The sequence below is a fragment of the Microbacterium saperdae genome (assembly GCF_006716345.1).
GTDB classification, from domain to species: domain Bacteria; phylum Actinomycetota; class Actinomycetes; order Actinomycetales; family Microbacteriaceae; genus Microbacterium; species Microbacterium saperdae.
This window is the reverse complement of the sequence record NZ_VFOX01000002.1, coordinates 957,113-976,219: the sequence shown is the minus strand read 5'-3', so window position 1 is coordinate 976,219 and position 19,107 is coordinate 957,113. Positions and strand designations below refer to the sequence as shown.

The 19,107-nt window shown below is 68.6% G+C and carries 20 protein-coding genes; 2 read left to right on the top strand and 18 right to left on the bottom strand.

The genetic code is table 11. The annotated features are described in order from the left end of the window. Positions 1-7: 7 nt before the first annotated feature. Both pip and ypfJ read right to left on the bottom strand, forming a co-directional pair. Positions 8-976: a prolyl aminopeptidase gene (pip, locus tag FB560_RS19235; RefSeq protein ID WP_188895044.1), complete on the bottom strand. Its 969-nt coding sequence runs from the start codon at positions 974-976 to the stop codon at positions 8-10. Positions 977-1,042: 66 nt separating this feature from the next. After that, positions 1,043-1,921 carry a KPN_02809 family neutral zinc metallopeptidase gene (ypfJ, locus tag FB560_RS19230; RefSeq protein ID WP_141874317.1) on the bottom strand — a complete coding sequence of 293 codons (879 nt, stop codon included), beginning with the start codon at positions 1,919-1,921 and terminating at the stop codon, positions 1,043-1,045. A 52-nt stretch (positions 1,922-1,973) separates the two neighbouring features. Between ypfJ and FB560_RS19225 the strand changes: the two genes are divergently transcribed. Further along, on the top strand, positions 1,974-2,963 hold the full coding sequence (locus tag FB560_RS19225) for a malate dehydrogenase (protein ID WP_141874316.1): 990 nt from the start codon (positions 1,974-1,976) through the stop codon (positions 2,961-2,963). A 53-nt stretch (positions 2,964-3,016) separates the two neighbouring features. Then, entirely contained in the window at positions 3,017-3,493 is a 477-nt protein-coding gene (locus tag FB560_RS19220) for a recombinase family protein (RefSeq protein ID WP_141874315.1), read from the top strand. 25 nt (positions 3,494-3,518) lie between these two features. Here the strand turns inward: FB560_RS19220 and FB560_RS19215 are convergent, their stop codons facing one another. The 16 genes from FB560_RS19215 to FB560_RS19140 form a co-directional block, all read right to left on the bottom strand. Then, positions 3,519-4,220 carry a hypothetical protein gene (locus tag FB560_RS19215; protein WP_141874314.1) on the bottom strand — a complete coding sequence of 234 codons (702 nt, stop codon included), beginning with the start codon at positions 4,218-4,220 and terminating at the stop codon, positions 3,519-3,521. 14 nt (positions 4,221-4,234) lie between these two features. Beyond that, positions 4,235-5,899 carry an alpha/beta hydrolase gene (locus FB560_RS19210; protein ID WP_141874313.1) on the bottom strand — a complete coding sequence of 555 codons (1,665 nt, stop codon included), beginning with the start codon at positions 5,897-5,899 and terminating at the stop codon, positions 4,235-4,237. Further along, positions 5,896-6,189 (bottom strand): hypothetical protein, encoded by a 294-nt coding sequence (locus FB560_RS19205; RefSeq protein ID WP_141874312.1) that lies wholly within the window; start codon positions 6,187-6,189, stop codon positions 5,896-5,898. The genes FB560_RS19210 and FB560_RS19205 overlap by 4 nt, the downstream gene beginning before the upstream one ends. A gap of 84 nt (positions 6,190-6,273) precedes the next feature. After that, positions 6,274-6,561 carry a WXG100 family type VII secretion target gene (locus FB560_RS19200; protein ID WP_052678951.1) on the bottom strand — a complete coding sequence of 96 codons (288 nt, stop codon included), beginning with the start codon at positions 6,559-6,561 and terminating at the stop codon, positions 6,274-6,276. Between the two features lie 124 nt (positions 6,562-6,685). Continuing rightward, entirely contained in the window at positions 6,686-7,585 is a 900-nt protein-coding gene (locus tag FB560_RS19195; RefSeq protein WP_141874311.1) for a hypothetical protein, read from the bottom strand. Between the two features lie 25 nt (positions 7,586-7,610). Then, complete coding sequence (locus FB560_RS19190) at positions 7,611-8,276, bottom strand: hypothetical protein (RefSeq protein ID WP_141874310.1); 666 nt, start codon at positions 8,274-8,276, stop codon at positions 7,611-7,613. 9 nt (positions 8,277-8,285) lie between these two features. Further along, entirely contained in the window at positions 8,286-8,921 is a 636-nt protein-coding gene (locus tag FB560_RS19185; RefSeq protein WP_141874309.1) for a hypothetical protein, read from the bottom strand. Next, positions 8,918-10,045: a hypothetical protein gene (locus FB560_RS19180; protein WP_141874308.1), complete on the bottom strand. Its 1,128-nt coding sequence runs from the start codon at positions 10,043-10,045 to the stop codon at positions 8,918-8,920. The genes FB560_RS19185 and FB560_RS19180 overlap by 4 nt, the downstream gene beginning before the upstream one ends. After that, entirely contained in the window at positions 10,042-10,344 is a 303-nt protein-coding gene (locus tag FB560_RS19175; protein WP_141874307.1) for a hypothetical protein, read from the bottom strand. Before FB560_RS19175 ends, FB560_RS19180 begins: the two co-directional genes overlap by 4 nt. Positions 10,345-10,413: 69 nt before the next feature. Further along, positions 10,414-10,701 (bottom strand): WXG100 family type VII secretion target, encoded by a 288-nt coding sequence (locus FB560_RS19170; protein ID WP_052678951.1) that lies wholly within the window; start codon positions 10,699-10,701, stop codon positions 10,414-10,416. Positions 10,702-10,826: 125 nt separating this feature from the next. Further along, positions 10,827-11,693, bottom strand: coding sequence for a hypothetical protein (locus tag FB560_RS19165; RefSeq protein ID WP_141874306.1), 867 nt, complete (start codon positions 11,691-11,693; stop codon positions 10,827-10,829). Positions 11,694-11,698: 5 nt separating this feature from the next. Then, positions 11,699-12,316, bottom strand: a complete 618-nt coding sequence (locus FB560_RS19160) for a hypothetical protein (protein ID WP_141874305.1) — start codon at positions 12,314-12,316, stop codon at positions 11,699-11,701. Next, a complete protein-coding gene (locus FB560_RS19155; protein WP_141874304.1) occupies positions 12,303-12,851 on the bottom strand; it encodes a hypothetical protein in 549 nt (182 codons plus the stop codon). The genes FB560_RS19160 and FB560_RS19155 overlap by 14 nt, the downstream gene beginning before the upstream one ends. Further along, complete coding sequence (locus FB560_RS19150) at positions 12,851-14,113, bottom strand: hypothetical protein (RefSeq protein ID WP_141874303.1); 1,263 nt, start codon at positions 14,111-14,113, stop codon at positions 12,851-12,853. Before FB560_RS19150 ends, FB560_RS19155 begins: the two co-directional genes overlap by 1 nt. A 1-nt stretch (position 14,114) precedes the next feature. Next, a complete protein-coding gene (locus FB560_RS19145; RefSeq protein WP_141874302.1) occupies positions 14,115-14,450 on the bottom strand; it encodes a flagellar protein FlgN in 336 nt (111 codons plus the stop codon). A 127-nt stretch (positions 14,451-14,577) separates the two neighbouring features. Then, entirely contained in the window at positions 14,578-19,089 is a 4,512-nt protein-coding gene (locus FB560_RS19140; protein ID WP_141874301.1) for an FtsK/SpoIIIE domain-containing protein, read from the bottom strand. Between the last annotated feature and the right edge of the window lie 18 nt (positions 19,090-19,107).

Genomic DNA, 19,107 nt, shown 5'->3' with positions numbered 1-19,107 from the left:
GCCGGCGTCAGAAGGAGAACAGGTCGGTCGCGTCGCGCAGCGCCTGCTGGATGCCGGGCTCTGCCGCCGAATGGCCGGCATCGTCGACCACCACGAACTCGGCCTCCGGCCATGCGCGATGCAGGTCCCACGCCGTCATCATCGGCGTGCAGACGTCGTGCCTGCCCTGCACGATGACCGCGGGGATGTGCCGGATCGCATCGATGCCGTCGAGCAGCTGACCCTCGGACCACCATCCGCGGTTGACGAAGAAGTGATTCTCGATCCGCGCGAACGCGGTGGCGGTGCGCGGGTCGGACATCGCGGCGATCTGCTCGACGTCAGGCCGCAGCGTCACGGTCGAGGCCTCCCACGTCGACCACGCGATCGCCGCGGGCACGTGCACCGCGGGGTCGGGATCGAAGAGCTGCCGGTGATACGCGTCGATCATGTGCGAGCGCTCCAGCACCGGGATCGGGGCGATGAAGCTCTCCCACAGGTCGGGGAACAGCGCAGCCGCTCCACCCTCGTAGAACCACTCCAGCTCCATGCGCCGCAGCGTGAAGATGCCGCGCAGCACGAGCGCCGAGACGGCATCTGGATGCGCCTGCGCGTAGGCGAGTGCGAGAGCGCTGCCCCAGGAGCCGCCGAAGACCTGCCACTGCTCGACGCCGAGGTTCTTGCGCAGCAGCTCGATGTCGGCGATCAGATGTGCCGTGGTGATGTGGCGCAGGTCCGCACCGGGCTCGCCGGCGTGCGGGGTGCTCTTTCCGCAGCCGCGCTGGTCGAACAGGACGATGCGGTACTTCTCGGGATCGAAGAAACGCCGCTGCCAGGGCGAGGTGCCGCTGCCGGGTCCTCCGTGCAGGAACACCACCGGCCGCCCCTCGGGATTGCCGCTGACCTCCCAGTACAGGCGGTGGCCGTCGCCGACGAGGAGTTCACCCGACTCGTACGGCTCGATCGGCGGATACAGCGCATCCAGGTTCTTCGTCATTTTGCCCCCAGCCCGGAAAGAAGACTACGTATGCCACGCTACCCGAGAGGGCCCGGTCAGCCGGTATTACAGGTCGCCCTCGCTGCGGGTGAACGCCTCGGCACAAACACCGACGCCGTTCTCGTAGCCATTCGCGAACCAGTACTGCCGCTGCGTGCTGGAACCGTGCGTCCAGCTCTCCGGGTTCACGACGCCGGACTGCTCCTGGATGTTGTCGTCGCCGACCGTCGACGCCGCATTGAGCGCATCTCGCAGCTCCGTTTCCGTGGGCTTAAGGAGGTACGGGTCGCCGTCGGCATCCGTCTGCTCCGTCATGCGTCCGATCCACGCGCCGGCGTAGCAGTCCGCCTGCAACTCCATCCGCACACCGTTGCTGCCGGGGCCCGTCCCGTTGTTCGGGTACTTCTCCATGTCACCCGTGATGTTCTGGATGTGGTGCCCCCACTCGTGACCCACGATGTAGAGCTGGGCCAGGTTCCCTGCGGATGCTCCGAACTGCTGCTGCATGAGCTGGAAGAACGTCGGGTCGACGTAGACGCCCTCTTCGGGCGGGCAGTAGAACGGACCCACGGCATTCGAGGCCGTGCCGCACTGCGTCGAGGTCGCCCCGTCCACCACGGTCATCGTGGGCTTGCGGTAGCCGTCGACGTTGTCGGCCCAGAACGCGTCGAGCGCGACCTGCGCACCGGCCATCCGACAGTTGACGTTCTCGTTGGCGTCCTGACCCGTGTCGCAGTTCTCGATCACGGAGCCGCTCGATCCTGAGTCGCCACTCGGCTGCGAACCGCCCCCGAGCAACCCCGTGAGGTCGATGCCGAGCAACGGGCCGGCGATGAGCGCGATGAGGCCGAGCACGCCGACTCCCGCGCCACCGGCGATCGCGGCGGTGCGTCCACGGCGACGCGTCGTGTTGCCGGACAGGTCGGCGTCGGGATTGAAGGTCATGAGACAGAGGGTACTCCGACGGTCGACCTCGGAACGGACGTAGGCTCGGGGCATGACGACCACGATCACCCTCACCGGCGCCGGCGGACAGATCGGCTACGCACTCCTCTTCCGGATCGCAGCGGGCGACCTGCTCGGACCCGACGAGAAAGTACGACTGCGACTGCTCGAGATCCCGCAGGGCCTCGGGGCGGCGGAAGGGGCAGCGCTCGAGCTGCAGGACGGCGCGTTCGAGCTGCTCGAGCACGTCGAGGTGACCGATGACGTCGCGGTGGGCTTCGACGGCTGCGACCTCGCCCTGCTCGTCGGCGCACGTCCCCGTGGTCCCGGCATGGAGCGCGGCGACCTGCTCGCCGCCAACGCCGGCATCTTCGGCCCGCAGGGCGCCGCGATCGCCGCGAACGCCGCCCCCGGTGTGCGAGTCACGGTCGTCGGCAACCCGGCCAACACGAACGCGCTGATCGCCGCGGCTTCCGCCGACGGGGTGCCCGCGGAGCGGTTCACCGCCCTGACCCGTCTCGACGAGAACCGCGCACGCGCCCAGCTCTCGCAGACGCTGGGCGTTCCGGTCTCCACGATCCGTCGCCTGCCCATCTGGGGCAACCACTCGGCCACCCAGTTCCCCGATGTCTCGCATGCGACCGTCGGCGGGGAGCCGGTCACCGACGCACTCGAAGCGATCGTCGGAGATGTCCCGACCTGGCTGGACGAGACGTTCATCCCGCGGGTCGCGAAGCGCGGCGCCGAGATCATCCAGGTGCGCGGATCGTCGTCGGTCGCCTCCGCGGCGAACGCGACCATCGAGCACGTCCGCGATTGGGTGCGCGGCACCGAGGACTGGACATCGGCCGGGGTCGTCTCTCATGGCGAGTACGGGGTTCCCGAGGGTCTCGTCTCGTCGTTCCCCGTGCGCTCCGTCGATGGGGAGTGGCAGATCGTCGAGGGCCTCGATGTCAGCGACTGGGCGCGCAACCGGATCGATGCGTCCGTCGCCGAGCTGGTCGAGGAGCGCGACGCGGTGAAGGCACTCGGCCTGCTCTGAGACTGGTCGCCCATCCGCATCGGAACAGGGCAGAATGGGTGCGGAGGTGCGCGATGAGCGAGACGATTGATCCCACGAAGGCGACGGCATCCGTCGATGACGCCCTGACGAGCCCCCTGCACCTGCCGCACGACGCGGCGCAGTGCCCCAAGTGCTTCACCGAGCTGCAGCAGAACCGCAACTTCTGGATCGCGCGGCCCGATGGCTCACGCCTGGTCGGCCTCGTCGTCGCCCGCGAGGGGATGCCGTCGGTCGTCGAACAGCGCGACGACCTGACCCGCTTCGGTGTGCCGATCGAGGGGTTCCGTCATCCGGCACCCGACATCCTGGAGAGCTGGAACGACCGCCTCTCCCGCCTGATCTCGACTCTGCGCACCGGTGACGTCGTGGTCGTGGCGAACATCAAGGCGCTCGGCCTCGACGCCGACGAGGGTGCCCGCACAGCCGCCGAGCTGCGCCGTCACGGCATCATCGTGAAGGTCCTGAACCACGACGCGCGGCACCTGGCAGACGCCACCGCGATGCACTGAGCCACCCCTCGGCCGGCAGCCTCCGTCAGCCGCCGTAGGGCGCTTCGGGGAAATCGGTCGTCGTCGGCTGGGGTTCGATGGGCGTGCCGTCTTCGTTGTAGTAGACCGGGCTCCCGTCTTCGGGGAAGTAGAACCGCGGCTGCCAGTCCGGCCCCTCGAACGCGGGGAACCGCAGCGACGCCCCGTCATAGGCGAGCTCGCCGCCGAAGACCATGTCGGAGAGGTCGGCCGCATCGCCCGGAATGCACCCCGGCGTCGCCGAGGCCCGGATCTGGTTCCGACCAGGACGGATCGTCACGACACCGCGACCGATATCGCCACCGGTGCCGATGACATTCACCTCCTGCCGGTCGCCCTCGCCGAACCGGGCCGTGCTGGCCTCCACCCCGGCATCCTCGAACGCCGCCGTCGCCGCGGCGACGACCGCATCCACATCGATCTCCTCGTCAGGCTCGAGCACCCGCGCCCAGGAGAACGTGTAGCCGGTCACCTCGCCGTTGATGCGGCAGGGAATCGGCGAAGCACCGAAAGAACCCTGATCCACAGCCCAGTCACCCTCGTGGACCGCCATGATCACGGAGTGCATGACCGTGGCATAGGCGACGTAGTTCTTCTCGCCATCGCGATACAGCGCATCGCCCTCGGGCGCCGACCCACAGCTCGTCATCGTCATCACCAATCCGACGGCTGCTGCCGCCATCAGTCCGCGCTGCCACTTACCGCGCATCCGCCACCATCCGCTCAGAAGTCGATGAGCGCGTACTCATCGCTGATCCACCAGTTGTTCGCATCCCAGAATCCCTGCGTGCTGCCTTCGCCTCCGCGCTCGGTGCCCGGCTGCCCGGTCTGGATGATCTCCGAGACGTTGTAGAACGACTCGGAACCCGGCTCCAGGTACGCACCGGGGCCGAGAGCATCATGCCCGGTCGCAGAGGGAAGGCTCCCCCCGGATGCGTCCACGCCACCATCGCTGTCGAACACGGTAGTACCTGGCAGCCGCTCGGGGCTGACAGGATGCCCGGGAGCGGTGGCACGCCCGACCCGGGCGACGGCGTCGTCTTCCGAGATCGTCGCGTAGATCTGCGGCGGCTTGCCGTTGGTCAGGTTCTCGACCACGGTCGGATCGTTCGGGAAGCCGGCGGAGCCGACCGCGATGAAGGAGGTGACTCCGAGCCCGTCGGGCTGCGAGCCGATCGCGAGCGCCGCGGTGGTGGAGCCGTACGAGTGGGCGATCACGTTCACATCGGCCTCGGGCGAGAGCGCGCGCACCGCCAAGAGGTAGGAACGCAGCGCCGCAGCCCCGTCTTCGGCGCGAGCCATGTCGGGCTCCTCCAGCAGTTCCGGAGTGTCATAGCCGAACCACACGACGGTGGCAGATCCGGGACCGACCGATTCGTTGAGCGCCTTCGCCGACTCTCCCCAGGACAGCAGATCTTCGACGTTCCCCTTCATGCCGGGGATGAGCGTGTTGATCTCGGATGCCGTCGTCAGATCACCGTACGCGATCGCCGCGGTCACCTGCTCCGAGCCGTCCGGGTCGAAGCTGATGAGGTTCGGCGGCGGCGTCCCACCCGCATTCAGCGCCCGAACGATCGCTTCGAGTTCGTCACGGTGCGGCCCCTCGGGCTCGGTCTCGAGCAGTTCGTCCAGCCGTGCGGCGTTCACCGTCGCCCGCACGTCCCAGGGGATGCCGTCGAGGTTGCCGATGATCTCGGGATGGCTGTCGATGATCTCCTGCTGCAGCTCGGGATTCTCCAGCCAGAGCCGGTAGATGTCCTCCGGACTCGTGGCCGCGAGCAGTGCATCGAGGAGATCGCGTGCCTCGTTCGTCAGCACGGTCCCGCCGCCGCCGGCGAGTTCCGAGAGCGCGGCCGCGTACGCGGTGTCCCAGTCCCCGTAGTACCCCTCGTACTGCGTCCAGAGGGCGTCCAGAGCCTCTTTCGCGGCATCCCGGTCGCCGATCGCCTCGGTCACCGCATCGTTCGTATCGTCGATCTTGTCCTGATCGTCGCCGTAGGCCGCGGACATCGCCGCGCGACCGGCGTGGTCGGCGGCCAGGTTCAGGCGCGACCACTCCGCGTGCGCGGTCTCGATGTCGTCGATCAGGTCGTTCGCGGGCTTCGCATGCGCGTCGAAGGCGTCGGCGTATCGCTGCATGACGCCGGCGAGCAGCTGCGCCTCTGCGATGTCCGCCGGGAGCAGACCGGAGAGATCGCTCGCATCGGTGCGCACCGCGGTGACCGCGCGCCCGACACCGGGCAGATCATGCGCGGACTGCACCGCCGTGCGCAGATCGCCGAGGCGATCCGCCACACGCGTGAACAGGCTGCTCCAGTACGACATCGACCCGCTGTTGCCCTCGAGGCGTTCGAGCGGATAGCCGCGGTTCGGCGAGGTGAGCGTCATGAGTGGTCACCGCCGGTGAGCTCGGCATCGAGCTCGGTGTACTTGTTCGCGATGGCGGAGATCGCGGCCGCCAGCGCGTCGCCCGCCTCGTTGCGGTCGTACGCCGCATCGTGCAAGGCGGTCAGGCGCCGGTGCATCTCGAGACGGAGTCCGGCGCGCTGCGCGGGATTCTCGACGCCGGTGTCTTCGCCGATGACGTTCGCCGCCTCCATCAGGACCTCGTACGTGGCCGTCGTGAGCGCGCTGGACGCATCGTTCAACTCGGCGTAGAAGATCTCGACATCGCTCATTGCTCGCCCCCCGAGGAATGCTGGACTTGTGAAGGGAAAGGGGCCGACGGTCTCCCGTCAACCCCTTTCCCGCCGTGCCTCGTGTCAGCTGCCGGCGAGCTGCTGGTCCAGGTCCTGGATCGCGCGCATCATGCCCAGCAGCGACTCGGACATGTCGTTGATGCCGTCGACCGCGGTCTTCAGACCCGTGGTCAGCTCGGTGTAACCCTCACCGAACTTGCCCGACGCGTGCTGCGTCTTGAAGTCATCACCCAGAAGAGTGTCGACCTGACCCTTCAGCGTGTCCAGCTGACCCTGAATGTCATCACGAGCCTGCGACAGCGACGACGCCACCTGCTCCATCTCTGCATAAGACGCACCGAAATCGGCCATCGTCCACACCTCCGGAAATCGATTGGATCGGACCGCTCCGGCCCGAATAACTCCACCCTACGGACAAACGACCGCGCCCGTCGATGGGGACAACTCCCCATCGGTCACGGCGTGCGCCGAACCATCAGATCTGCCACCGACTGTTTCTACGCCCTTCGGAGTACCGGACGAACGACGCGATGCCCTCTTGGTCGGCGCGGACCGCGAGCTCAGTGAGCGCCGCGGCGCCGAGACCTCGCCGATGCGTCTTCTGCACCGTCGAACGCACACTCGTGGTCGAGGCTCGCGAGAGCGGCGCCACAAAACCCGCCCAGCGGCCGAGATCGAGGTCCGCCAGTTCTGCGCGATGTCGTGTACGCAGACGACCGAGACGGCGCGCCCCTGCCTTGCGCTTTCCGAACGCTTCGGACGACAGGTCATCTCCCCGCGTCTGGAACACCTTCGTCTGCCGCTGTGCGACCCGCTCGATCACCTGCGCCACGTCCTCGGCGTAGGCCGGCATCCCGCGCAACAGTCGCCGTTCCTCGGCCACCCACCGGCGCAGCATCAGCTGCTCGCACTCGTCGCAGAGGAGCGGCGGAAGTACACCGTCGCGGGCGTAGCCGCAGTCGCACACGATGCCTCGACGCGAGGGAACACGGCGCGGGCCTCCGCCCAGCTCGTCGCGCAGCCGAGAAGCACCGACCGCGCTGCGTCCCAGCTCATCCCTCAGTACCCCCTCGCCCCGACGCCGCTGGGCATCGGCGACCAGTTCTCCCCACCGCTTCTGATCTGCGGGCCGGATCAGCCGGCGAGCCGCGTCCGCGTAGTCGGCGAGCACCGCCGTGATCTCGGCTTCCCTCGCCGCGCGGTTCAGCGCGGATGCGGATGTGGCTCCCGGCCACGAGGGGAAGGCGATGCGTTCCTCGAGCTCGCGCATCCTCGCCGCGCCCGACACCACGCAGTTCGCGACCAGAGCGGTCAGCGGAGCGTTCGCGGCGAGGACATCCCGCTCGAACTCGTCGACGACATCGGCAACTCCCATGCGCACAGCGTAGGCCGGGCCGGTGTCAGCGTCGGGCGAACGCGGCGCGGATCCGCGCCCACAGCGGGTCCGCCTCGGCCACGCCTGAGACCAGGCGCATCACGCCGCCGATCTGTCCGACGCCGACCGCCAGTGCGATCACGCCGACGGCCGCAGACACCGCCGTCATCGAGGTGACCTGCTCGTTCAGATCACGGATGAACAGCGCGATGCCGCCCACCGCGAGCAGCAGTGCGAGGGTGCCGGAGACGATCCGCACGAACACCCGCGGCTCGAAGTTCACCGTGCGCGCCTGCAGCCATCCACCGGCGCGCCGCTGCCGTCCGCCCTGCGCGTAGGGCAGACGGAGCCACCACGAGATCGCGGAGAGGAGCCGTCGACCGCTCCACCACAGGGCGGTCAGGAGCGCGACGCCGCCGACTCCGATCACGGCGGAGATCACGATGACGGTGAGATCGACGGCCTGCGGCACGCCGCCGAGCATCCGCACGGTCTCGCTCAGTCCGACCGCGACGAAAGCTCCGCCTGCCGCGAGCACGAACCCGAGCATCCCGAGGCTCCACCTCGACCAGCGCTCGAAGTCGGAGCGGAGCGCGGCCGCAGCCCTATCCGCGTCCACGGGTCGCGCGTCCGCCGAGCGGGCCGCGTCGAGGAACGGGCCCGACTCTGGTCGGATCAGCGCGAAAGCCATGGACTCAGGTTATTCGCCGTCGAGCGGCGTCTCGAACTGCGCGCCCGCCGGCAGCTGCGGCTCGACGCCGTCCGGCAGATACTGCGTCATCGACAACGCGAACGCCGTCAGCACTGCCAGCTCCTGACGCTGCGCCGGATCCGAGCACATTCCCATGATGAGCACGGTGCCCGCGTCGGAGGGCAGTCGGATCTCGCCGACGGTCATGACCGAGTCGATCCCGCCTCGCGCCGACGTCCCGCTCGTGACGGTCCCCACCCGACCGTCCGGCGAGGTGAACGTCTCCGCGGTGCTGTCGTCGCCGAAACGCCCCAGCGGCAGCAGCCGATGAAGCGCCACGGAATCGGCGACCTCGTCCGGCGTCGACGCCACGACATGCGTGCACAGGAACGACACGGCCGGATGCTCGCCCAGCACGATCGACACTCCCGCGAAGTCGAACGGGACGTCGGCGAACAGGCGTACTCCGGCATGGAAGCCCTGCGTGATGGCCGCACGCGCATCGTCGGGCAGCCAGCCGTCTCCACTCGCCAGATACCGCTCGAGCCATTCGTCGGGCGTGCGGTCGCCGAGCGCGCGGAACTCGATCCACCCCTGCGGCATCCGCTGCCACACCCGGTGCCGGGCGGTCTGCGCGGCGCTCACAGCTCGTCGTCCGTCTTCGGGCCGTCGCCCTGGAGGGTGTTGTCCACGCGTTCGGCGAGATTCTGCCACGGACCGCCGAGACTCTCGACGAAGCTCTGCCCGTTGTCATGCGCATCTTTCGCCGACGACATCATCCAATAGGTGTTGGCGACCATGTTGCTCATGTTGATGTTGAGGGTGACGGCGAGGGTGCCCGCCGCCGTGCCGCCGCCGGCGAGGGCCGGCGTCATCCGCTGGATCGACGGGATCAGCACCGCACCACCGGGGCCGATCAGCGTCTTGGCCGCAGCGCCGAGCGCGCCACCCGCGAGCAGCCCCAGCGCGCCGACCGCGAAGTCGGTCCAGGAGCCGCGTCCGGTGAGCGCCTGAAGTCCATCGATCGCGACGAGGGCGATCGACATGATCAGTGCCACCGTGCCGAGGACCGGGAAGAAGATCGACAGGATGGCGATGATCGGCAGTGCCGCCCGGAGGATGTCCTCCAGGATCGGCACCACGTTGTCCATGAGCCACTCGCCGGCGTCCGCCAGCCAGTCGCCCGCCCCCTCGAGGAAGTTCGAGAACGCGTTGCCCGCGTAGGCGTCGAGGGTCTCGCTCGCGCCGACCAGCTGTTGCGCCGCCACGGCCGCATCCGCATCCACCTCGCCCTTCAGACTGCGCGCGGCTGCGACGATGTCGTCGAGCTCCCTCTGCGCAGTCGCGAGCGCGGTCGTGGCCTTCGAGAGGGCGTCCGGATCGGCGTCGTCATCGTCGGCCGCATCCACGGCGTTCGTCTTCGCCGTGGCCTTGCGGTTCACGGTCGCCGCAGCCACAGCCGCCTGCTCCTCGAGGGCGCGGGCGCGGGCCTGATAGCCCGAGAGCTGCGTCACCCACGCGCCGAGGGCGTCGCGCGAAGTGCGCAATGCCGAACCCGTGTCGACGAGGTGCGGGCGGAAGTCTTCACTCATCGCCGCACGGAAGGCCACCGCCGCCTCGCCCGACCAGGCGGCGTCGTCGTCTCCGTTGAGCATCGCGAGCGCGTCATCGACGCTGTCGCAGCCCACGGACAGGCCGGTGACGAAGTCCTCGAGCTGAGCGAGGTCGCCGGGAGCGGGGTCGAACCCGATCGCAGGGAAGGAACTCATGCCGCCGCTCCGTCCTCGGGCTCCATGCTCGCGGCGAGCTCGGAATCGAGGCCCTGGAACGCCTCGAGGATGCCCTGCAGTCCCGTGCTCGCATCCTCGGCGTATCGTCCGAGCTTGTCGAGCCCGCCGCCCCAGGAGTCGTGAAGGTCCTCGAGCCGCCGCCGCAGCTCGTCCTGCGGCACAGCGGCACCGGAGACGGCACCCAGTCCGCTTGTCGCCGCGTCGAGCGATGAGCGCATGTTCGCGTACGCGGTCCTGCTCGCCTCCATCGCGGCGAAGTCGATACTCACATCCGTCATGACTGTTCTCCGTGTCGAGTCGGAAGAGGGGTGCCGACCCCCGGTCGGCACCCCTCTTGAATCCTCGTGTCAGCTGCCGGCGAGCTGCTGGTCCAGGTCCTGGATCGCGCGCATCATGCCCAGCAGCGACTCGGACATGTCGTTGATGCCGTCGACCGCGGTCTTCAGACCCGTGGTCAGCTCGGTGTAACCCTCACCGAACTTGCCCGACGCGTGCTGCGTCTTGAAGTCATCACCCAGAAGAGTGTCGACCTGACCCTTCAGCGTGTCCAGCTGACCCTGAATGTCATCACGAGCCTGCGACAGCGACGACGCCACCTGCTCCATCTCTGCATAAGACGCACCGAAATCGGCCATCGTCCACTCCTTCGTTCGTCGAGAATCAGGACCCCTCCGGTCCGACAGCTTTCACACTACGGACCCGCGGGCGACGGTGTCGATGGGGACAACTCCCCATCCGTCATCCCGCGCTCCGACGCGCATCAGGGGCGTGGGATGACTCCGGCGATGTCGATCTCGCCGTCGTAGGCGAGCCAGGTCAGCCACGCGGCCGGCGTCATGGTCCGCGCCTGGGCGACGCTGTCCGCGTCGACTCCCCGCTCGCCCAGCTGGTCGAGCCGCGCCAGCCAGTCGGTCTTCGCCGTCGCATCCTGTCGCGTGGACGATGCCGCCCACTCGGCCTCACGGCGCATCTCCCGGACAGAGTCCGTCTGCGCTCCGGCCGAGCCGGCCGGAGCCGGCCCCACGGAGCGCCGTCGCACCAGATCGCTCCGAACCGCGATGCCGATGATCAACAACACGCTCACCGCGGTCATCGGCAGCCACGCCACGAGATCCTGCGGGTCGAATCCGCGATCGTCGCTGCCACCGACCACGAGGCGGAAGACCAGGATGCCTCCGCAGATCAGCCCGACCAGCACGGCGAGGGTCTCGCCCGTCCGCGCGCTCTTGTGGTCGGGCACGCGCAGCACCAGCACGATGAGCAGCGCCGGGATCGCGATCACACCCGCGACGAGAGCGACCGCGAGCGCGGTGCTCGGGTCCATGAACGAGTTCCTCCGGTCGGCGGGTCCGAGCATCACGGCCTGGACCAGCGCGGCGACGAGTCCGATGCCGAGCAGCACACCCCAGACCGTGCGATACAGCGCACCCGACTCGCGCTCGGGTGGCGCTGCGGACGACGACACCGGTTGCGCCGTGGCACTCGTCACGAATCGCGCACGGCGCAGATGCAGCTTCCAGAGTCGGCTGAAGAGCGCGGAGGCGGCCTGCGGATCCGCACCGAGCGCCTTCACGGCCGCCGCTCCCACCTCCCGGACGGCAGAGTCGTCTCCCGAGAGACGGGTCACCGGCTTCACTCGTCGGCGTCCACGTCGTCGGCCACCCAGGTCACAGTTGATGCCATCGCATCGAAGATCATTCGCACGGCGACAGCGTACTCGTCGTCATCGGCTGTCTCGGCACCGACGATCGTGCTGCCGGTCAGCATGAGCGCCTTCCGGCGGTTCGTGCCGGGGACCGAGATCACGTAGATGCTCTGCGCGCGATGCGTCTCGTCGTCGAGTCCCGCCCTGCGGTCGCGCCAGTAGACGATCCGCCCCTCCGTATCGAGCAGCTCGGCTCCGTCACGGATCCGCGACGTGACCCACGCGTCGAGCGGTCCGTCCGGCGAATCGATGAACGTCGCGATCATCGACAGCGCGAGCGGGTCCTTTCCCGGTGTGCGCTCCGAGGGGAGGAACACGTACTTCGCACCCGCTTCGGCCAGCCCTTTCATCGCGCTGTTGAGCTGCGCGGTGAACACGCCGTCGAGGTCGGGGCGACCGGCTCGCGCGAACGCAGGCCGGGTCCGCTGCTCGATCTGTGCGCCCAGCTCCGGGGTCACCGGCCAGCTCGCCCACTCCGCAGGGAGCAGGATCCGGAAGCGGGGTGTCCCCGAGGAGAGCCCGAGCAGTTCCTCACGCAGTGACATGCTCTCCCGATCCGCTCGGGGCCACGATGATGCGCTCGATGAGCTCTTCGAACACCGGCATCCCCGCACCGAGATGGGGAAGACTCGGACTGGTCACGACGACCTCCAGCAGTGCGCCGTCGCGCAGCAGTTCGTAGTGCAGGGTCCCCAGGATGCCGACGTCCGGCACCTGGGTGATCGTCGAGATGATCCGACCCACCGTGGGATCGTGCTCGCGCAACGGGAGAACCTGCCGCGGCAGTGCGGCGGGCGCGAGCTCGGGCAGGTCGTCGAGGGAGGAGAGATCGCTCTCCGCCGCGTAGACCGCCACGAGTGCGCGTCCGGGCAACCCGTCGGGGCAGAACAGCAGCGTGGCGAACGCGGTCGGATCCGCGCTCGCGGTGAGGGCGACGAGGGCATCGACGGTCTCCGCGGGATCGCGATCCGGCTCGGACTGCAGCGTCGCGACCTTCTCGTTCGCCCAGATCACCGGATCGCCGCCCGAAGGCACCGGCAGCAGCCAGCGATCGTCGAGATCGACCTCGATGGTCCGCATCAGATGCCCCAGCCGCTCGTCGACCGGTCGTAGGCGAAGCCCGCTCCGGCCTTGCCGAGGTTGTCGAGGAAATCGAGCGCGGCATTGCCACCGGACAGCATGTCGTCCATGACGCTGCCGTTCGGCGTGTTGCCGAGGAACGACCGGAGGTTGTTGAACGCCGCGTTCGAGAGACCGGATGCCCCGTCGCCGATCGCGCCCGCCCAGGACCCCTCGCCTCCACGGAGCAGTCTGCTGAGCACGGACGGCGACTCCAGGCCGTTGAAGAAGTTGCGCATCACCGATGTGCCGTTGCGGTTGACGGCACCACCGGCGTGGAACACCTGCCCCAGACGTCCTTCGGCCAGGACGCCGGTCAGCCGCGAGCCACCCCGCCAGCCGGCGCCGACCATGTCGCCACCCATGCCGAGCAGACCGCGTCCGAGCGTCGCCAGCCCCGGGGCCGCTCGCATCCCCTTGACGAGTGCGAAAGCCTTGCCGAACGGGAAGACCCCGACGGCAGCCATGGCGATGTCCCACCCGTTTCCGCGTCCGCAGCTGACCTTCCACACCGTGACGGCGAGCGCAGCCAGACCGATGATCGCCGCTGCGAGGATGAACGGACCGCCGATGATGCAGGCAGCGACGGCCAGCACGATTCCCGCGTAGGAGAGGATCGTGCCGAGCGTCTCCAGCCAGGGCAGCTGGTCGTCCCACCAGGAGTCCTTGACGCCCTCGTCGTTCGCGGTCTGGATGCCCGTCCTGGCCTTCTCGTAGGCCTCCCACCACGTGTCGTACGCGCCCTCATACTCGACGGCCTTGGTCTTCCAGGCGTCGTGGTCGCCGTCGACGTCGGCGAGAGACGTGCGGTCATCCGTGGATTCGCCCTCTTCGGGCTCCGGGAGCTTCGAGTCGTCCTCATAGCTGCCGGCCGTGGTCTGATAGGCGTTCCAGAGATCCTCGAGGTCGGGGATCAGGGTGCTCAACGTCGTCTGCACCCCGTCGAGCGTCCGCGCATACTCGGTGATGTGCGTGCCGCTGGGCTGGTATCGCTCGCCCGCCTTGCGCAGATCGTCCTTGACGTCGGTGACGTCGCCCTTCATCGCGTCGAGGCTCTTCCCCCGGCACTCGGCTCCCAGGTCGATCGTGTCGAGCAGATCGGCCGCGCCGAGCATCTGGTCGCCGAGGCTCTCGATCTCGAGGCCGCGGCGTTCGATCGCGGCGGCGTCCCCTGCGATCGCGATGATCTCGTACTGCTTGCCTGCGGTGGGTGTCCGGTCCATGTCAGCGCGCCCCGTTCGGTTCGACCTGCGAGGGGTTCTCGGTGGTGTCGAGGCTCTTCGCCGCCTCGAGGTCGAAGTCCGTCCACGCCGCGACGAAATCGACGACGCGCTCCTTCGCGCTCTCGAGCTTTGACTTCAGAGTGTCGCGCTTGTCGTTCCAGTCGCTCTCGAAGCGACTGACCTCGCTGCGCAGAGCCGTCTCACCGTGCGGGGATCCGATCGCGGATTCCAAGGCGTCGCTGCGTGAACCGGCGCTCTCGAACTCCGCGATGATGTTGCCCAACGACGTGTTCAGACGCTCCAGTTGCGACATGGGGATGTTGATGTCAGTTCCCACGGCGATACCCCCTCGATTCCATCGAACGACCTGTGACGGCTGCCCGCATTGCGACCTGCATGATGCGGCCCCTCCTCACCCTAGAGAGAACCACACGTGTTCTCGATGGGGACAACTCCCCATCGAGTCACGCCTTCCTCTCGGCATCCACCAACGGCAGCTGCACGGTGACCTGACGACCCGCCTGCACGAAGATCCCTCGTCCCTCCGGGAAGTCGGTGCGCTTGACCTTCGGGAACGGCACCTTGAACACCGCGTCGCCGTCGAAGGCATCCGGCTTGAGGATGATGCCCTTGCGGCCGGCCTTGAAGTCCGCGATGAACCCGAAGCCGCTGGTGACCTGGGTCACGTCGGCGTCGCCGATGAGCAGGTGATCGCTGCGGTTGACGGCCTGGAACAGCGCCTTCATCTCGCGCTCGGCCGGGCTGTCCGCGAACTGCGGAACATCCTCGACGACGATCAGCAGACGCACGCCCATCGTCTCGTCTGTGGCGATCTCGGTGATCTCCTTGGCCAGCTCCTTGGCGTCTTCCGGCGTCACCGCGCTGCGCGTCCACTCGACGTAGTCCTTGAGCTGCGCGCGGCGTCCCCCGAAGTGGAAGAGCTTGACCTGCGGGTCGAGACGGCGCATCGAGGTGATGATCGCCTTGAGGGCGTTGGTCTTGCCCGACGACGGCGGACCGGCGACGACGAACGTGCCGACCGGATCGAAGTCGCGGGCAGCCAGCGTGTCCTCCGCGACACCGAGCACCGGGAACTCGCCCAGGCGATCGGGCAGATCGCGCAACGACAGGCGCGTGGGCAGGGCGCCGATCTCCGGCACCTCCCGCGCACCGGCGTCGCGCAGGGACTCGGCGAGCTTCTCGAGGAGCTTGGTCTGCTCCGCGACGTTCGGAGTGCCTCCGAGCGTCGCGATCTGGGTCTCTCGCCCATCCACGATCGCGCGACCGGGCGCCGAGCGCTCGTCCAGCACGTCCTTCGGCGCGTTCAGCATCGCGTAGCCGGACTCGTCCGAGAGGCGCAGCACCACGCGACGCGAGACGTTCGCGCTGACCGCGGTCGGCACCGAACCCGAGCGGTCGGCGCTCGCGATCACATGGACGCCGAGCGGACGTCCCTCGCCGAGGATGCGCATGAAGGTCTGGTAGAACGGCATGCGCGCCGTGGTCGACTCCCACTCCGCCCGGAACTGGGGGAACCCGTCGATCAGGAACAGGATGCGCGCCTCATCCCTCCCGCTGATCTCGCGGTACTCGGTGAGGCTGGAGGCGTTCGCCGCGCTGAAGCGCTTGCCGCGGTCGTCGAGCACCCTGGCGAGCGAGCGGAGAACGCGCTGCACGCGCTCGGAGTCGTCGCCGGAGATGACCGATCCGACGTGCGGCAGCACCTCGAGGCTCTTGAGGGATCCTGATCCGAAGTCGAGACCGTAGACCTCGACGTTCGAGTGCGCCGGATCGAAGCCGGCGGCGATCGCGATCGTGCGCAGCACGGTCGACTTGCCGGATCCGCTGGTGCCGTAGACCAGCAGCGAACCGTCCTTGTCCGGGTGGAAGTAGGCAGGCTCCTGGAGCTGGCGCTCCGGGACGTCCATCTTGCCGAGCAGCACCTGTCCGTCACCGAGGACGGGCAGATCGCGGATGTCGACAGCGCCCTCCAGATCGTCGAGCCAGGGCCGACGAGGAGCGGGGATGCGGGCCTGACGCGCGGCGCTCACGAGGGTCGCCACGATGCGCTTCTGGTCGTTGGGCCCGAGGTCCTCGTCGTGCGAGTCGGACTCCGGCGCCTGCTCGGCCTCCCAGGTCTGGATCGAGCCGAATCGGAGCTCGGCGACCTTGACCTCGGCGACCTGCGCCTCCTCGGTCGTCCATCCTCCGGCATAGGCGGACTGGAACGGCACGAGGCGCCCAGGGCCGGTCTTCGCGATGCCACGACCGGGCAGCGAAGGCGAGAAGGTCGCCGCCACCGGATCGTCCACGACGTCCTTCGAATCCGACTCGTCGGCCATGCGCAGCGCGACGCGCAGGTTGGTGTTCGCGCGCAGGTTGTCCTTGATCACGCCGGCCGGACGCTGCGTCGCCATGATCAGGTGGATGCCGAGCGAGCGACCGCGCTGGGCGATGTCGACCACGCCGTCCACGAACTCCGGCACTTCTCCGGCGAGCGCCGCGAACTCGTCGATCACGAGAACCAGCGCGGGCGGCGTCTCGGGGTCGCGGCGCTTCTCGAGCTCGAGCAGATCCTTCGCCTTCTTGCGGTTGAAGAGGTGCTCGCGGTGGTGCAGCTCGGCACGCAGACTCGTGAGCGCGCGGCGCACGAGGTGCGGGCTCAGGTCGGTGACCAGTCCCACGGTGTGCGGGAGGTCGACGCAGTCCGCGAAGGCAGACCCACCCTTGTAGTCGACGAACAGGAAGGTGACGCGGTCGGGGCTGTGCGCCGCCGCCATGCCGAGCACCCATGCCTGGAGGAACTCGCTCTTGCCCGCGCCGGTCGTTCCTCCGACCAGCGCGTGCGGGCCCTGCAGACGCAGATCGAGGGTCATGGCATCCGTCTGCGACTGACCGATGATCGCGCGCAGGTTGCCGGCCTTCTTGAGTCGCGACTGGGGTGCTCCGGAGCGATCGATGATCGTGTTGTTCTGCCGCCAGCGGTCGATGACCGCGTTCGCGTCCTCCGCGATCTCGGCGCCCACCAGCGAGAGGAAGCTGACCGAGTTCGGGATGTCGGAGGCATCCTCGATCACGGTGCTGGAGTCGACGACCGGAGCCAGGCGCTTGGCGAACATCATCATGTAGGCGTGCGAGACGCCCTCGACCTGGGCGCCGCGGTAGTCCACGCCACTGCGCACGGTGCCGACCGTGGCGTCGTCGAGGCCCTTGCCGACATCGACGAACGTGCGGCAGGCCGCCGGCAGCGCCTCGACCACGGGAGCCACGAACAGGGCGTACACGCCGACGTCGGCGCCGCGCTCCAGGATCTGGGTCAGACGAGCGCGGTCGACGGGGGCGTCGTTGGTGACGATGACCAGGATCGCGGTCTGTCCGGGGAAGGTGGCGTCCTCGGCCGCCCGCTTGACGTCGGTGCCGTAGCGCATCGGATCCCAGTCCGCGCCGTAGGGAGGACGCGCGGACTTCGACTCGCGCGAGCGGCGCAGCACGATCTCCTCGAGACCGCTGAGCAGCGCCGTGCCGGTGGAGGCGGAGTCCGCCAGCGGCATGTCCTTGAAGGGGTTCCGCTCGCTGGAGGTGTGCGGCAGCCACTTGAGCCAGTCCAGCTCGTTCGCCCAGCCCGGTTCGGTGAGGGCGACCGTGACCAGCTCGTTCGGGGAGTGCGTGCCGAACAGCTGGACCGCGATCCCTCGCAGGGCGTCGCTCGCGAGCGACGTGGGTCCGGCGACGCCGATCGAGCCGACGCTCTGGAGCGACTCCAGGATCGGCACCTCGGTGATCGTGCGGTAGCGCTCCTCCAAGCGGTCGACGCGCTCGACGTACTCGACGAGCGCCTCCGGAGTGTCGGTGCGCTTGATGCGCGTGCGCGCGATGTCGTCGCACACGCCGAGCCGCACCGACAGGAAGTTCCAGTGCTCGGGCCTGCGCGTCCACAGCAGCGGGCCGAGGCGCATCGCCTCGTCGAACACGACCGCGACGGCGGGCACCTCGTTCTGCCGCACCTCGCGTTCCTTGGGATGGGAGTGGTACAGCTTCTCCTCGAGCCGCTCGAACTGCTCCTCGAAGGACTCGACCTCTTTGCGCAGACGCTGCCCGATGTTCGTCTTCTGCGAGATGAAGTTGCCGAACATCATCATGGGCGACGCCGCCGCCATCAGCAGCGAGGCCGGACGGCCGGTGAGGCTGTACATCGTCATCGCGAGCAGGATGGGCGCGACCAGCATGGGCCAGGGGAACAGTCGTGACGGCTGGTCGCGGGGGTACCGCGGCTCGTCGATCTCCTCGCCCGTGAACCGCTCCTCGACCCGCGGGCTGCGGTTGAACATGAGTGCTCCGCCGCGCTCGAGCACGGGGTCGCCGTCGGCGGAGCCGTCGAAGTCGCTGACCAGGTGCACCACGAACTCGCAGTCGCCCAGCGTGAACCGTTGGCCGGGGATCACGCGCAGACGCTGCACGAGACCGCCGTCGACGAGGATGCCGTTGGCGGAGTTGAGGTCGACGAGCTCGACGAAGGTCGACGCGACCTCGATGCGAGCGTGACGCTTCGACACCAGCGGATCAGCCACCGTGACGTCGTTGGCGGCATCGCGCCCGATCAGGAAGTGCCCGATCGGCAGCGGGAACTCCTGGCCGGATGCCGGTCCGGACACCACGCTGAGCAATGCGGCCGGCCGGGCACCGAGAGTGCCGACGGAGGCGCGGTTGGGCCCGACGTTGACGACTTCGGCGAGGAAGCCGGAGCCGATCGGCGCATCGCCCACGAGCAGGTCGGGGTTCAGCATGGTCGTCTGATCGCTGGTCGGCGGCGCCACCGACAGCGTGAGCACATCGGCGGGGCCGGCGGCGATGCTGCGCAGCGGATCGGTCGACGCGATCTGGCGTGCGACATCGGCGATCGTCGCCGTCGAGTCCGCCATCACCACCACGTCGGTCAGGGGAGCTGCGGGTCGACGCAGGGTCAGCTTGACTCTCATCGTCCGTCCTCACCGCGC

Coding starts and splice junctions, on each gene's coding strand:
- FB560_RS19150 (WP_141874303.1), bottom strand. CDS start 14,113: ATGGACCGGACACCCACCGCAGGCAAGCAGTACGAGATCATCGCGATC.
- FB560_RS19140 (WP_141874301.1), bottom strand. CDS start 19,089: ATGAGAGTCAAGCTGACCCTGCGTCGACCCGCAGCTCCCCTGACCGAC.
- FB560_RS19190 (WP_141874310.1), bottom strand. CDS start 8,276: ATGGCTTTCGCGCTGATCCGACCAGAGTCGGGCCCGTTCCTCGACGCG.
- FB560_RS19175 (WP_141874307.1), bottom strand. CDS start 10,344: ATGACGGATGTGAGTATCGACTTCGCCGCGATGGAGGCGAGCAGGACC.
- FB560_RS19200 (WP_052678951.1), bottom strand. CDS start 6,561: ATGGCCGATTTCGGTGCGTCTTATGCAGAGATGGAGCAGGTGGCGTCG.
- FB560_RS19225 (WP_141874316.1), top strand. CDS start 1,974: ATGACGACCACGATCACCCTCACCGGCGCCGGCGGACAGATCGGCTAC.
- FB560_RS19220 (WP_141874315.1), top strand. CDS start 3,017: ATGAGCGAGACGATTGATCCCACGAAGGCGACGGCATCCGTCGATGAC.
- pip (WP_188895044.1), bottom strand. CDS start 976: ATGACGAAGAACCTGGATGCGCTGTATCCGCCGATCGAGCCGTACGAG.
- FB560_RS19170 (WP_052678951.1), bottom strand. CDS start 10,701: ATGGCCGATTTCGGTGCGTCTTATGCAGAGATGGAGCAGGTGGCGTCG.
- FB560_RS19205 (WP_141874312.1), bottom strand. CDS start 6,189: ATGAGCGATGTCGAGATCTTCTACGCCGAGTTGAACGATGCGTCCAGC.
- FB560_RS19195 (WP_141874311.1), bottom strand. CDS start 7,585: ATGGGAGTTGCCGATGTCGTCGACGAGTTCGAGCGGGATGTCCTCGCC.
- FB560_RS19180 (WP_141874308.1), bottom strand. CDS start 10,045: ATGAGTTCCTTCCCTGCGATCGGGTTCGACCCCGCTCCCGGCGACCTC.
- FB560_RS19210 (WP_141874313.1), bottom strand. CDS start 5,899: ATGACGCTCACCTCGCCGAACCGCGGCTATCCGCTCGAACGCCTCGAG.
- ypfJ (WP_141874317.1), bottom strand. CDS start 1,921: ATGACCTTCAATCCCGACGCCGACCTGTCCGGCAACACGACGCGTCGC.
- FB560_RS19160 (WP_141874305.1), bottom strand. CDS start 12,316: ATGTCACTGCGTGAGGAACTGCTCGGGCTCTCCTCGGGGACACCCCGC.
- FB560_RS19155 (WP_141874304.1), bottom strand. CDS start 12,851: ATGCGGACCATCGAGGTCGATCTCGACGATCGCTGGCTGCTGCCGGTG.
- FB560_RS19215 (WP_141874314.1), bottom strand. CDS start 4,220: ATGCGCGGTAAGTGGCAGCGCGGACTGATGGCGGCAGCAGCCGTCGGA.